The sequence below is a fragment of the Streptomyces sp. Alt3 genome, assembly GCF_030719215.1.
Taxonomy (GTDB): domain Bacteria; phylum Actinomycetota; class Actinomycetes; order Streptomycetales; family Streptomycetaceae; genus Streptomyces; species Streptomyces glycanivorans.
On sequence record NZ_CP120983.1, the window covers coordinates 1,564,610 to 1,578,314 of the forward strand.

General features: G+C 68.6%; 10 protein-coding genes. 4 read left to right on the forward strand and 6 right to left on the reverse strand.

Annotated features, from left to right (window positions below; translation table 11 throughout):
• Position 1: 1 nt before the first annotated feature.
• Complete coding sequence (locus tag P8A20_RS06750) at positions 2 to 1,498, forward strand: bifunctional cytidylyltransferase/SDR family oxidoreductase (protein ID WP_306103061.1); 1,497 nt, start codon at positions 2 to 4, stop codon at positions 1,496 to 1,498.
• A gap of 36 nt (positions 1,499 to 1,534) precedes the next feature.
• Positions 1,535 to 3,541 (forward strand): glycosyltransferase, encoded by a 2,007-nt coding sequence (locus P8A20_RS06755; RefSeq protein WP_147959952.1) that lies wholly within the window; start codon positions 1,535 to 1,537, stop codon positions 3,539 to 3,541.
• A gap of 68 nt (positions 3,542 to 3,609) precedes the next feature.
• Here P8A20_RS06755 and P8A20_RS06760 read toward each other — a convergent pair whose 3' ends face one another.
• A complete protein-coding gene (locus P8A20_RS06760; protein ID WP_306103062.1) occupies positions 3,610 to 4,728 on the reverse strand; it encodes a PLL family lectin in 1,119 nt (372 codons plus the stop codon).
• A gap of 339 nt (positions 4,729 to 5,067) precedes the next feature.
• On the opposite strand from P8A20_RS06760, the gene P8A20_RS06765 reads away from it, so the two are divergent.
• Together P8A20_RS06765 and P8A20_RS06770 are read left to right on the forward strand one after the other, a co-directional pair.
• Positions 5,068 to 6,168: an LCP family protein gene (locus P8A20_RS06765; protein WP_147959951.1), complete on the forward strand. Its 1,101-nt coding sequence runs from the start codon at positions 5,068 to 5,070 to the stop codon at positions 6,166 to 6,168.
• A 17-nt stretch (positions 6,169 to 6,185) separates the two neighbouring features.
• Entirely contained in the window at positions 6,186 to 6,587 is a 402-nt protein-coding gene (locus P8A20_RS06770) for a PIN domain-containing protein (RefSeq protein ID WP_306103063.1), read from the forward strand.
• Between the two features lie 5 nt (positions 6,588 to 6,592).
• Here P8A20_RS06770 and P8A20_RS06775 read toward each other — a convergent pair whose 3' ends face one another.
• The 5 genes from P8A20_RS06775 to P8A20_RS06795 all read right to left on the reverse strand — a co-directional run bounded on the left by P8A20_RS06775 (position 6,593) and on the right by P8A20_RS06795 (position 13,704).
• Positions 6,593 to 8,095: an amino acid permease gene (locus P8A20_RS06775; protein ID WP_306103064.1), complete on the reverse strand. Its 1,503-nt coding sequence runs from the start codon at positions 8,093 to 8,095 to the stop codon at positions 6,593 to 6,595.
• A 155-nt stretch (positions 8,096 to 8,250) separates the two neighbouring features.
• Complete coding sequence (gene dxs, locus P8A20_RS06780) at positions 8,251 to 10,164, reverse strand: 1-deoxy-D-xylulose-5-phosphate synthase (protein WP_147959949.1); 1,914 nt, start codon at positions 10,162 to 10,164, stop codon at positions 8,251 to 8,253.
• Positions 10,165 to 10,336: 172 nt separating this feature from the next.
• On the reverse strand, positions 10,337 to 11,614 hold the full coding sequence (locus P8A20_RS06785) for a sugar ABC transporter permease (protein ID WP_147959948.1): 1,278 nt from the start codon (positions 11,612 to 11,614) through the stop codon (positions 10,337 to 10,339).
• Positions 11,611 to 12,399: an ATP-binding cassette domain-containing protein gene (locus P8A20_RS06790; protein WP_147959947.1), complete on the reverse strand. Its 789-nt coding sequence runs from the start codon at positions 12,397 to 12,399 to the stop codon at positions 11,611 to 11,613. Before P8A20_RS06790 ends, P8A20_RS06785 begins: the two co-directional genes overlap by 4 nt.
• A gap of 192 nt (positions 12,400 to 12,591) precedes the next feature.
• Entirely contained in the window at positions 12,592 to 13,704 is a 1,113-nt protein-coding gene (locus tag P8A20_RS06795) for a sugar ABC transporter substrate-binding protein (RefSeq protein WP_147959946.1), read from the reverse strand.
• Position 13,705: the final 1 nt, after the last annotated feature.

The following is a 13,705-nucleotide window of genomic DNA, read 5'->3' on the forward strand; positions in this document are numbered from 1 at the left end:
CTTGACCTCCCGCACAACCCGCCGCCGTACCGTCGCCGTCGTCCTCGCCGGCGGTACAGGGCAGCGCATCGGACTGTCCATACCGAAGCAGCTTCTGAAGATCGCCGGGAAGCCGATCCTCGAGCACACTCTGCAGATCTTCGAGGCCGCTCCGGACGTGGACGACGTCCTGGTCCTGATGACGCCGGACCACGTGGCCGAGGCCCGCCGGATCGTGGCCCGAGCCGGATTCCGCAAGGTGTCCCACGTCATCGCGGGAGGTGCGACCCGGAGCGAGACCACCACGCTGGCCATCGAGGCGGCTGCCGCCCTTCCCGGCGGGGACGAGGACTGCAACCTGCTCTTCCACGACGCCGTACGTCCGCTGCTGTCCCAGCGGGTGATCACGGAGTGCGTCGAGGCGCTGAACCGCTACCGCGCCGTCGACGTGGCCATCCCTTCGGCCGACACGGTGATCGTGACGCGGACGCACGGTGACGACGGCGAGTTCATCACCGAGGTGCCGGACCGCGCCCGGCTCGGACGCGGGCAGACGCCCCAGGGGTTCCGGCTGTCCACCATCCGGCGCGCGTACGAACTGGCGGCGGCCGATCCGCTCTTCCGGGCCACCGACGACTGCTCGGTCGTCGTGAAGTACCTGCCCGATGTCCCCGTCCACGTGGTCACGGGCGACGAGTACAACATGAAGATCACTCAGCCGGTGGACGTCTTCATCGCCGACAAGCTGTTCCAGCTCGCTTCGACCACCGCCCCGGCGCACAGCGCCGAGAAGTTCTACCGGGACCGTCTGTCGGGCCGTACCATGCTCGTCTTCGGCGGCTCGTACGGGATCGGTGCGGACATCGCCAGGATCGCCGAGGAGTACGGAGCCCGGGTCCACGCGCTCGGACGTTCCACCACGGGCACCCATGTGGAGAACCCCGACCAGGTCGACGAGGCGTTCGCCCGCGCCTACGCGGAGACCGGGCGTGTCGACTACGTGGTCAACACGGCGGGCGTGCTGCGGATCGGGCGGCTCGACGCCACGGACAGCGCGACCGTCAAGGAGGCCATGGAGGTCAACTTCCTCGCGCCGGTGAACATCGCGCGCACGGCCTACAAGTACCTCGCGGAGAGCAGGGGGCAGCTGCTGCTCTTCACGTCCAGCAGCTACACACGTGGGCGCGCGGAGTACAGCCTGTACTCCTCCACGAAGGCGGCCATGGTGAATCTGACCCAGGCGCTCTCGGACGAGTGGGCCGAGGACGGGATCAGGGTCAACTGCGTGAATCCCGAGCGGACCGCCACGCCGATGCGGACGAAGGCCTTCGGCCAGGAGCCGGAGGGGTCGCTGCTCACTTCCGAGGAAGTCGCGCACAGCTCCCTGGACGTACTCCTCTCCGGCATGACCGGTCACGTGATCGACGTACGCCGCCAGGACCCGATGTCGCTCCCGGGGTCCGCCTTCGAGTCCGCCCTCTCGAAGGTTCTGACGCGCTCCGAGAACCAGACGCTGTGAGCCGCACTCAGCAGTGCCACTGATCCAGGAGACACCTTGAAGATCGCCTTTCTGATGTACAGCGCCTACGGGCAGGCGGGCACGTCGGTCGCGACGCAGACCCTTGCCAACTCCCTCGCCGCCCGGCAGCACGAGGTCGAGCTGGTCAGTGTGTTCCAGTACCACGACGCGCCGCCGCTCCGGTTCGCACCGAACATCCGACTCCACACCCTCGTGGACACACGGAACGGCTCCGCGGACCTTGAGAACCCGCAGCACTCCGTGGCGTCCGATCACTGCACCGGCTTCAAGGCGGATGACAGGAACCGCTACAGCCGGCTCATGGACGAACGTGCGGCCGCCTATCTGCAGGGGACCGACGCGGACGTCGTCATCGCCACCGCGCCGAACACCATCGCGCTGCTGACCTCACTGGGTACGGGGCAGTACACAACACTTGGCCAGGCACACACCCACTACCACCACCAGACCGCCTCCTCGCGGAAGATGCTGGACGCCGCCATCCCCCAGCTGGACGGCTTCGTGACGGTCACCGCGAAGGACGCCCAGACCCACCGGGACGCGTACGGCGCTGTAGGGACGCTCTTCCACGCCATCCCCAACGCCGTCACGAGCACGTTCATGCGTGCGGAGGTCCGCGAGTCCCGCATCGTCACCGCCTCGGGCAGGCTCGTCGACTGGAAGCGGTTCGACCTTCTCGTCAGCGCGTTCGCCCAGCTCGGCAGGAAGTACCCCGACTGGACACTACGTGTCTACGGGAGCGGGGAGGAGAAGGCGAAACTGCGCAAGCTGATCGACAGCCTGGGCGCGAACGAGCGCGTACTCCTCATGGGCCACACCAAGCACCTCCGCGAGGAGCTGGCCAAGGCCGCCCTGCACACATCGACGTCGACGGACGAGACATTCGGGCTGACCATCGTGGAGGCCATGACGTGTGGCGTGCCCGTCCTCAGCACCGCCGGTCCGCACGGCCCGTCCGAGATCATCTCGGACGGCGTGGACGGCGCCCTGTCGCCGGTGGGTGACGTCGACGCCTTCGCCAAGAACCTCGACTGGCTGCTCGGCGACGCCGAACTGCGTGCGCGGCTGGGCGCCAACGCCGTGGAGAAGTCCCGGCTCTACAGCAACGAGTCACAGGCCCAGAGCTACGAGACCTACCTCGCGCAGTTGCTGACCGCCCGCGACTACCGTCCCGAGGCCTTCTGCCGTGCCACGTCGACGGGAGATCTGGAGTTCGTCCTCGACCCCGCGCGGGCACCTGGTGAGCGCTTCACGGTGCTGTGCGTCAATGCTGCGGACGGCAGGCAGGCACTGATGGCCGCTCCCGTGGAACACACGGCGAACGGACACCTGTACGCCTCCGTTCCGGCCAGGCTCCGCCTGACCAGCGGCACCTGGAACGTACTTCTGCGCCGCGAGGACGACGGAGTCATGCGTCGCGTGCGGGTCACGGAACTCCAGAGTTCGGCGAACTCGCTCATCTCCTCCCCCGCGGAAGCGAGCCCGGTGAGCTTCAGGTCGTTCGCGCGCTCGGCGGACGGCGGCTACCTGCAGATCGTGTCCCGGGAGTTCCCCGCCCACGCGGAGGTGCTCTCCGTCGAGACGAACGGCTCCCATCTGACCGTTCAGCTCTACGCGTTGGGTGTCACAGCCGCCCAGGGCGGGCCCCAGGTGGACGTTTCGGGCCAGGGGGCCCAGATCATCGCCCAGAGCCGCAAGAACGCGGGCTCCTTCTTCACCATCCCCTGCGCGTTCTCGAACGGAGGCGCGAGCTTCACCATCGACCTCCAGCAGTACGCCGACCGGATGATCGACGTCGACACGATCTGGGACCTCTCCCTGAGCATCCCGGAGAACCTCACCGTCTCGGGACAGTCGCACCGGCTCAGGCTCGGCCGCTTCGGCGACGACATCGTGCAGCGCAAGCCCGTCCACGTCTACGCGAAGCCGAGCGTCACCACCGTGGAGGGCCGGTCGGTGACGTACAACCCGTACTACACGGACAGCAACTATCTCTCGATCGGGCTGAAGCCGATGTCGTGAGCGTCTTCACGGACACCTGCCGTCGGCCTCCGGCTCAGGACGGTCACCGAGCCGCTGCGCATCGCACGTCAGACACGGACCGAGGGCTCCAGCGCGAGCCCGGGCTCGCGGTTCTGACGTGCGATGCGCAGCGCACCTTGCTCGTCGATCAGGGCGAGTACCACCCGGCCGTAGGCGTCGCAGGCGAGCGCGGGGCCGCCGACGCAGTGTTCGCCGGTGGGTGACCACCACACTCCCCCTCCTTCGTTCTCCGTACCGCACGCGGTGAGCATGACCTGACCGTCGAGGGCACGGTGGGCCAGCACGGTGCAGTCGTAGCCGTCGAGCGGGGCTCGCAGCGCTGCGACCGGATCGGGCGAGGAAGCGCCGCCCAGCGGGATCGCCCACGTGCCCGGGCGGTAGGCCACGATGCCGCCGGTGGCGTCGTCGGCCCAGTAGTAGGTCACTCTCCCCGGCGCCGTCTCCAGACCGGCAGCGGTGCCCGGGGCGTGGCCGAAGGGGATGTCCTGATCCCGCTGGTAGCTCCCCTCGGGCTCATGCTGACGCAGGTGCAGCGCCGCCCCGCCGGAGGGTGCCAGGATCGAGACGCATCCGGCTTCCGTGGCCACGGCGGCGATTCCGTCGAGTACGGGCCTGGCCTTGAGATCCTGCCAGGCATGCCACGTGCCACCCGCCTTCTCACGACGCACCAGCAGGCTGCCGCCCGCGTTGCGCACGAAGACGTGGACCGCGCCGGAGGAACTGACCGCAGGCGTCGGGGTACCGAGCCCGGCCGCCTTCTCCCGCTCGGCGTGCGGATTGCCCAGCGAGTGCCACTGGGTTGTGGGGCGGCCTGTCTGGAACTGGGTGGCGCTCACCAGATCGACGGCGTCACCGCCGTCCCTGTGCACGGTCCGGCGGCCGACGAGGTGCACGAAGCCGTCCTGTCCCTGGACGACCGACAAGTCGGTCAGGCCCGGCACGGGGAGGAGTTCGGGACCTGTCCATGTCGTGTCCCCGGGGCGGTTCTCCGTCCAGCGGAGCACCCCTTCGGCCCCGAGGGCGTAAGCGGTGAGCCGGCCGTCCTTGCCCAGCACGAGCCACTGACCACGTGCGGCCCCCAGTGCCCGGTGACGCGAGGTCCCCTGCTCATCGGCACCCTGGGCAGGGGACTTCCCCTGAACACTGCGCCTCGATCTGACCGGCATGGCGTGAGGTCGTCCTTCCGCGAAGCTCCTCGGCCCCCGTCCGGGTCCGCTTCTGCGTCCCGGCACCCGGCAGGCCGGACGCACTCATCATAGAATCTCCGCCCGATCACCGAACACCAGGACCCATCACATATCGGCGTCGTTGACGTGGTTCGGCGAGAAGGCCCACAAACATGGCGTGCGTGCACAAAGACGGAAGACAGGGCGAAGATTTACACAAGATTCGAAAGCTTGTCTATACTCTTCGGTCAGCCCCCTCACATGAGTGGACCGGCCCCACCCGAGTCCCCAACTCCGCACCCAGCCCTCACGGGCCACAGACCAAGGGACTCGTGCAGGATGACCCACGACGCCGTCACCCCCGGCTCACGCGCCTCACGCAGGGCGGAAGCACCGAAGCGGGGCCGCAAGAAGGAACGCAGGCGCCGCCGCGGTCTGAAGATCACCCTCCTCGTGCTCCTCGCGCTCCTGCTCGCGGGCGGTGGTGCCGCGTACTGGATGTACCAGGACCTCGACGGCAACATCCAGGGCGTCGACATCAACAAGGCGCTCGGTGAGGACCGTCCCGAGAAGCTCCCCACCACCGGCCAGAACCTGCTCGTCCTCGGCTCCGACTCGCGCGCCGGGGCGGAGAACCAGGAGCTGGGCGGGGGCGGTGCCGTCAGCGGTGCGCGCTCCGACACCGCGCTGGTCGTGCACATACCCGAGGGCCGCACCGAGGCCGTCGCCGTCTCCATCCCCCGCGACACCCTGGTGACCCGGCCCGAGTGCACCAGGTCGGACGGTTCGACGATGGCGTCCGCCGAGCGCGTCATGTTCAACTCCGTGTACTCCCAGGTCGGTCCGGCCTGTGTGGTGAAGACGGTGGAGAAGATGTCCGGGGTCAGGATCGACCACTACCTGGAGATCAACTTCGCCGGGTTCAAGGACCTCGTCGACGCGATCGGCGGCGTCACCGTCAAGGTCGACGAACCGATCAAGGACAAGGCCTCCGGACTCGACCTGACCGCCGGTACGCACAAGCTCGACGGCACCCAGTCCCTCGCCTACGTCCGCACCCGGCACGGCGTCGGGGACGGCAGTGACCTCGGCCGCATCGGGCTCCAGCAGCAGTTCCTGCTCGCACTGCTTACCGAGATCAAGTCGCAGGACCTGCTGGGCAGTCCGACGACGACGTACAAGATCGCCAATTCCGCGACCAAGTCGCTGACGACCGACGAGGGACTCGCCTCGCTGACCTCGCTCAGCGAGTTCGCCCGCTCGATGAACGGTGTCGACCCCTCCTCCATGGAGACGATCATGCTGCCGGTCGCCTACGACAAGCAGGACCCGAACCGCGTGGTGGCGGCGGAGCCGCAGGCCGGCAGCCTCTGGAAGGCGATCCGCACGGACGGCACGATCCCGGACTCGGCGAAGAAGTCTCCGGCCACCGGGGGCTGACCTGGCATCCTTCAGGGATGACAGGTGACAGGACCCTGGTGGTCGTCGATGCTGCCAACGTCGTGGGCTCCGTGCCCGACGGCTGGTGGAGGGACCGGCGCGGAGCGGCCGAGCGGCTGCGTGACTCACTGGTCCCGTACGCCGCCGCCGGGCTGCCGGGGCACCCCGGTCCCGTCGAGCTCGTACTCGTCGTGGAGGGTGCCGCGCGCGGGGTCGCGTCCGTGCCGGAGGTGCGGGTGGAAGCGGCGCCGGGTAGCGGGGACGATCTGATCGCCGAGCTGGCCGCCGCCGCCCGCGGCGTACGGTCCTGCGTCGTCGTGACGGCCGACCGGGAACTGCGGCAGCGGGCCGAGGCGTGCGGGGCCAGCTGCACGGGCCCCCGCACGGTACGGCCGCTGCCGCCGTCCCACGGCGCCTGACAGGGTCAGGAGCCCTTCGCCATGCGGCTGTTGCGGCGCCCGTACACGAAGTAGATGATCACTCCGATCACCATCCAGATCCCGAACCGCAGCCAGGTCTCCGCAGGCAGGTTCAGCATCAGCCAGACCGAGGCCGCCACCGAGACGATCGGCAGCAGCGGCACCCACGGCGTACGGAAGGCGCGGTGCAGTTCGGGGCGGGTGCGGCGCAGCACGATCACGCCGAGGGCGACGACCACGAACGCGAAGAGCGTGCCGATGTTCACCAGGGTCGCGAGTTCGTTGATGCTCGTGAAGCCGGCGACGATCGCGATGATCACACCGAGCAGGATGGTCGGGCGGTAGGGGGTCCCGAACCGCGGGTGCGTCTTGGAGAAGAACCGCGGCAGCAGTCCGTCGCGGCTCATCGCGAAGAAGACCCGGGTCTGGCCGAGCAGCAGGATCATGCAGACCGTGGTGAGGCCGACCGCGGCGCCGAAGCTGATGACTCCCGCGTAGAAGGGGTGCCCGACGGCCTTGAACGCGTCGGCGAGCGGGGCGCTGACCGAGAGCTCCTTGTAGTTCTGCATGCCGGTGACCACGATGGAGACGGCGACGTAGAGCAGGGTGCAGATGACCAGCGAGGCCAGGATGCCGCGCGGCATGTCACGCTGCGGGAGCTTGGTCTCCTCGGCCGCTGTGGCCACCACGTCGAAGCCGATGAACGCGAAGAAGACGATGGACGCGGCGGTGAAGATGCCCATGACGCCGAAGTTCGTCGGTTCGTAGCCGAAGATCAGCTGGACCAGCGGGGCGTCCAGGCCCGATCCGCCCTCCTGCTTCTCGGCCTCGGGGATGAAGGGCGAGTAGTTGGACGCCTTGATGAAGAAGAGCCCCGCGATGATCACGATGAAGACGACGGCCAGTTTCACGGCGACGACGACGGTGGTCACCCGCGCGGAGAGCTTCATCCCGAGGACCAGGATGACGGTGAGGACCAGCACCAGGGCGAACGCGAGGATGTCGAAGCCGAAGCCGCTCGCCACGTCGGGGCCGGAGAGCGCCTCGGGCATCGTCCAGCCGATGTTGTCCATCAGTGAGCGCACGTAGCCGGACCAGCCGACCGCCACGACCGCGGTGCCCAGGGCGAACTCCAGCACCAGGTCCCAGCCGATGATCCAGGCGACCAGTTCGCCCAGCGAGGCGTACGAGAAGGTGTACGCCGATCCGGCCACCGGGACGGTGGAGGCGAATTCGGCGTAGCAGAGCGCGGCGAGCGCGCAGACGATGCCCGCGGCGACGAAGGCGAGGGCGGTGGCCGGGCCCGCCGTCTCCTTGGCGACCTTGCCCGTGAGGACGAAGATGCCGGTGCCGATGATGACGCCCACTCCGAAGACCGTCAGGTCCAGCGCGGAGAGGGACTTCTTGAGCGCGTGCTCCGGTTCTTCCGTGTCGCGGATGGACTGTTCGACCGTCTTGGTCCGGAACAGCCCGTCTCCGCTGGGTGGCGTGTCCTGCTGCGTGCTCACCGGCGTACCTCCACGCACTCGTCGTGTACGCCATGATTCGGACCCGGCAGCCCCTGGAATGCCCGTGAACGCGTGGTATGCCCCGATTTCACGCGAATGGGCCGGTCGGACCACCCTGGTGGGGTGGGCGACCGGCCCATGCCGTGCGCTGTGGATCAGTCGCGGGCGGGCTCCACGACGCGGCTCTCGTAGCGGCCGTCGAGCTTCGCGACCAGGCCGGTGACCTGGCGGGCGATGTCCGGTGCGGTCAGCCCGATCTCCGCCATGACCTCGCCACGCGAGGCGTGGTCGAGGAACACCGGCGGGATGCCGAAGTCGCGCAGCGGTACGTCGACACCGGCGTCACGCAGCGCCTGGGCGACGGCGGAGCCGACACCGCCGGCCCTGCTGTTGTCCTCGACGGTGACGACGACCCGGTGCTCGGCCGCGAGCGGGGCGAGCGCCTCGTCGACGGGCTTGACCCAGCGCGGGTCGACCACGGTCGTGGAGATGCCCTGGGCGTCCAGCAGGGCGGCGATCTCCAGGCACATCGGGGCGAGGGCACCGACGGAGACCAGGAGGACGTCCGGCTTGTCCGTGCCCGGCGAGCGGAGCACGTCCATACCGCCCACCGTGCCGACCGCCTTGACCGCGGGACCGACGGCGCCCTTGGAGAAGCGGACGACGGTGGGGGCGTCGTCGACGGCCACGGCCTCGCGCAGCTGGGCGCGGACCTGGTCGGCGTCGCGCGGGGCGGCGATGCGGAGGGTCGGCACGCACTGCAGGATCGACATGTCCCACATGCCGTTGTGCGAGGCGCCGTCCGTGCCCGTGACACCGGCCCGGTCCAGGACGAAGGTCACACCGCACCTGTGCAGGGCCACGTCCATCAGGACCTGGTCGAAGGCACGGTTCAGGAAGGTCGCGTACACCGCGAAGACGGGGTGCAGTCCGCCGGTGGCAAGGCCCGCCGCGGAGACCGCGCCGTGCTGCTCGGCGATCCCCACGTCGTAGATCCGGTCCGGGAAGGCCTCCTCGAACTTGCCGAGGCCGACCGGCTGGAGCATGGCGGCCGTGATCGCGACGATGTCCTCGCGCTCGTGGCCGAGCTTGACCATCTCCTCGCCGAAGACCGACGTCCAGTCGAGCCCCGAGGTGGAGATCGGCAGGCCGGTGTCCGGGTGGATCTTGCCGACCGCGTGGAAACGGTCCGCCTCGTCCTCGAGGGCAGGGGTGTAACCGCGGCCCTTCTCGGTGAGGCAGTGCACGATCACCGGGCCGCCGAAGCGCTTGGCCCGCTGGAGCGCGGACTCCAGTGCCTCGATGTCGTGGCCGTCGATCGGGCCGACGTACTTCAGCCCGAGGTCCTCGAACATGCCCTGCGGGGCGATGAAGTCCTTGAGGCCCTTCTTGGCGCCGTGCAGGGTCTCGTACAGCGGCCTGCCGACGACCGGTGTGCGCTCCAGGAGGTCCTTGCCGCGGGCGAGGAACCGCTCGTACCCGTCGGTGGTCCGGAGAGTGGCGAGGTGGTTCGCGAGGCCCCCGATGGTCGGGGCGTAGGAGCGCTCGTTGTCGTTGACGACGATGACGAGGGGGCGGTCCTTGGCGGCGGCGATGTTGTTCAGCGCCTCCCAGGCCATACCGCCGGTGAGCGCGCCGTCACCGATCACGGCGACGACGTGGTCCTCCTTGCCCAGGACCTCGTTGGCCTTGGCGAGGCCGTCGGCCCAGCCGAGCACCGTCGAGGCGTGGGAGTTCTCGATGACGTCGTGCTCGGACTCCGCGCGGGAGGGATATCCGGAGAGTCCGCCCTTGCTCTTGAGCTTCGAGAAGTCCTGCCGGCCGGTGAGCAGCTTGTGCACGTAGCTCTGGTGGCCGGTGTCGAAGAGGACCTTGTCCTGCGGGGACTCGAAGACGCGGTGCAGGGCGATGGTCAGCTCGACCACACCCAGGTTCGGGCCGAGGTGGCCACCGGTCTTGGACACCGCCTCGACGAGGAAGGTACGGATCTCCCCGGCGAGCTGGTCCAGCTGCTCGGAGTCGAGCCGGTCCAGGTCGCGCGGTCCCCTGATGCGGGTCAGCAGATCCACCCGTGCCTCCTTGCGTGTGAGCTGGTCGAGCGAGTCGATCCGATGAGTCTAATGTTCCGCCGGCGGACCCGGTCATCGGGCGGCGCATTCAGCCGCACCGCGCCGGGGCGCGCCGGACGCGCAGGTGCCCGGCATCGCGGGGATGCCGGGCACATGTGTGCAGGTACGACGGTCAGGCGCGGCCGGCCGTCTTCTGCGTCTTGCGGGTGATGGAGTCGATGACGACCGTGATGAGAAGAACAGCACCGGTGATCATGTAGTTGATCGGCGTGGCGATGCCTTCCAGCGCGAGGCCGTACTGGATCGAGACGATCACCATGACACCGAGCAGCGCGTTCCAGGTGCGTCCCCGGCCGCCGAAGAGGCTGGTGCCGCCGATGACGGCCGCGGCGATGACGTTCATCAGGAGGTCACCGGCCCCGGAGCCCTGGTTGGCCGCCGCGATCTTGGACGCCCAGAAGAGGCCGCCGATCGCCGCGAAGGTGCCCGCGATGGAGAAGACCGAGACGCGGATCGCGGTGACGTTGATACCGGCGCGCCGGGACGCCTCGACGCTGCCGCCGAGCGCGAAGATCTTCCGGCCGTAGGAGGTGCGGCGCAGGACGAAGTCCGTACCGACCAGGACGATCAGGAAGAGGACCAGGGCCAGCGGCAGACCGCGGTACTGGTTGAACATGAACGCGGCGCCGAAGGCGAACACCGCGAGCACGACGGTGCGGACCACGATGTCGACGAGCGGCCGCGCGGGGATGCCCGCGGCCTCACGGCGGCGGGTGTCCAGGAAGGCCGAGAGGAAGTAGCCGATCACCGAGACGGCGGCGAGGCCGTAGGCGGCGGCGACGTCCGAGAAGTAGTACGTGGTCAGGTTGCCGACGACACCGTCGCTGTCCAGGTTGATCGTGCCGGTGTCACCGAGCAGCTGGAGCATGAAGCCCAGCCAGAACAGCAGCCCGGCGAGGGTCACGGCGAAGGCGGGGGCGCCTATCCGTGCGAAGAAGAAGCCGTGGATGGCTCCGATGACCGCGCCGCTGAGGATGGCGACGAGTATGGCGAGCCACTCGTTCATGCCGTGGGTGACGCTGAGCACGGCGACGACCGCGCCCGAGACACCGCTGACCGAGCCGACCGAGAGGTCGATCTCGCCGAGCAGCAGCACGAAGATGATGCCGACGGCCATCATGCCGGTCGCCACCATCGTGACGGCGATGTCGCTGACGTTCTTCGCCGAGAGGAACTCGGAGTTCAGGCTCTGGAAGACGACGCAGATGATGATCAGGCCGATGATCACGGGGATCGAGCCGAGGTCACCGCCGCGCATCTTGCGCTTGAACTCGGTGAGGTAGCCGCCGAGGCCCTGCTCGCGCACGAGGAGCCTGGGGTCGACCGCGGTGTCGGCGCCCTTGGCCGCCTCCGGGTTGACCACTGCGGTGGACGTCTTGTCGGTTGTCACTTCTGGGCCTCCGCGTTGCGCGCCGCACGACGGGTCACGGCGTTCTCCGTGGCGCCCGTGATGGCGGAGATGATCTCTTCCTGCGAGGTGGTCTTCACGTCGAAGACCCCGTTGTTCCGGCCCAGCCGGAGTACGGCGACCTTGTCGGCGACGGCCTTCACATCGGCCATGTTGTGGCTGATGAGGATGACCGCGTGGCCTCGCTCGCGCAGCCGCTCGACGAGGTCGAGGACCTGCGCGGTCTGCTCGACACCGAGGGCGGCGGTGGGCTCGTCGAGGATGACGAGCTTGGGCTCGCCCAGCATCGAGCGGGCGATGGCGACCGTCTGGCGCTGACCGCCGGAGAGCGACGCGATCGGGATGCGGACGCTGGGGATACGGATCGACAGCGTGCTGAGGAGCTCGCGCGAGCGCCGCTCCATCTCGACCTCGTCGAGGATTCCGAACTTGCGGAGCTCCCGTCCGAGGTAGAGGTTGCCGACGACGTCGATGTTGTCGCAGAGCGCGAGGTCCTGGTAGACGGTCGCGATCCCCAGGCTCTGGGCGTCGTGCGGCTTGTTGATCTGGACGGCCCGGCCGTCCCACTCGATGACACCGTCATCGATGGGATGCACTCCGGCGATCGTCTTGACCAGCGTTGATTTACCGGCTCCGTTGTCACCCACCAGGGCGACCACCTCACCGGCGTGGACCTCAAGCTCTACGTCGGTGAGCGCCTGGACGGCACCGAATCGCTTGGAGACCCCTCGCAACGCCAACACGGGCGTAGCGGACACGTGAACCATCTCCTTCGCCGCCTGACCCGGCGGGGATGCCGCGCCTGGGGGAAGGCGCGGTGGTCGAGCAGAAGAATTGTGGAAGAGCCGAAGCGTTCCGTCCGGCGCCCCGCCCGGTAGCGGGACAGTTGGTGGGCGGGGCACCGGACAGGCTTCGGGGCCGCCCGGCAGGCCGTGGAGGGCCGGCCGGGCGGGTGGGGCCTACTTCAGGCCCGCGGCGTCGCAGGCGGCCTTGTACTTGGCCGTGCAGATCTCGTCGAGCGTCCAGATGCCGTCCTTGAGGACGGTGTCCTTGATGTTGTCCTTGGTCAGCGAGACGACCGGGACGAGGACGGTGGCGATGCCCTTCGTGCCGGCGTTGTCGACCTTGGACGTGGCGATGGAGTCGAGCTTCTCGCCCTTGGCGAGCGCGACGGCCATCTCCGCGGCGACGATGCCCTCCTGCGGGTAGGGCTTGTAGACGCTCATGAACTGCTCACCGGTGACGATGCGCTGCACACCCGCGAGTTCGGCGTCCTGGCCGGTGACCGGCGGGAGCTTGGAGAGCCCGGCGGACTTGAGGGCCTGGATGATGCCGCCGGCCATGCCGTCGTTGGCGGAGTACACGCCGGCGATCTTGTCCTTGCCCAGAGCGGTGATCGCGCCCTCCATGTTGGAGTTGGCGTTCTCCGGCTTCCACTCCTTGGTGTCGTACTCCTTGCCGTAGGTCACCTTGCCGTCGAGGACCGACTTGGCGCCCTTCTTGAAGAGCGCGGCGTTCGGGTCGGTGATCGAGCCGTTCATCATCACGACGGTGGGCTTGGCGGCGTCGCCCAGGGCCTCCAGCAGGGCCTTGCCCTGCACGCGGCCGACCTCTTCGTTGTCGAAGGAGGTGTAGGCGTCGATCGGACCCTCGGCGAGGCGGTCGAAGGCGACGACGGGGATGCCCTCGTCCTTGGCCTTCTTCACGCTGTTCTCGATGGCCTTGGCGTCGACGGCGTCGATGATGAGGGCGTCGACCTTGTTCGTGATCATGGTGTCGACCTGCTGCGCCTGCAGCGTGGCGTCCTGCTTGGCGTTGGCGTAGGTGACCTCCGCCTTGCCGCCGGTGAGCTCGCCGACCTTCTTCTCGATGATCGGCTTGTCGAACTTCTCGTAACGGGCCGTGACGTTCTCGGGGAGAAGCAGGCCGATCTTGAGGTTGTCGCCCTTCTTCGCCGAGTCGGTGTCGGCGGTCTTGTCGCCCGACTCCTTGGCGCTTCCGCAGGCTGCGAGCGAGACGGCCATGGTGGTGGCGGCAACGGCAACGGCGGCACGACGCATACGCGTGTTCATT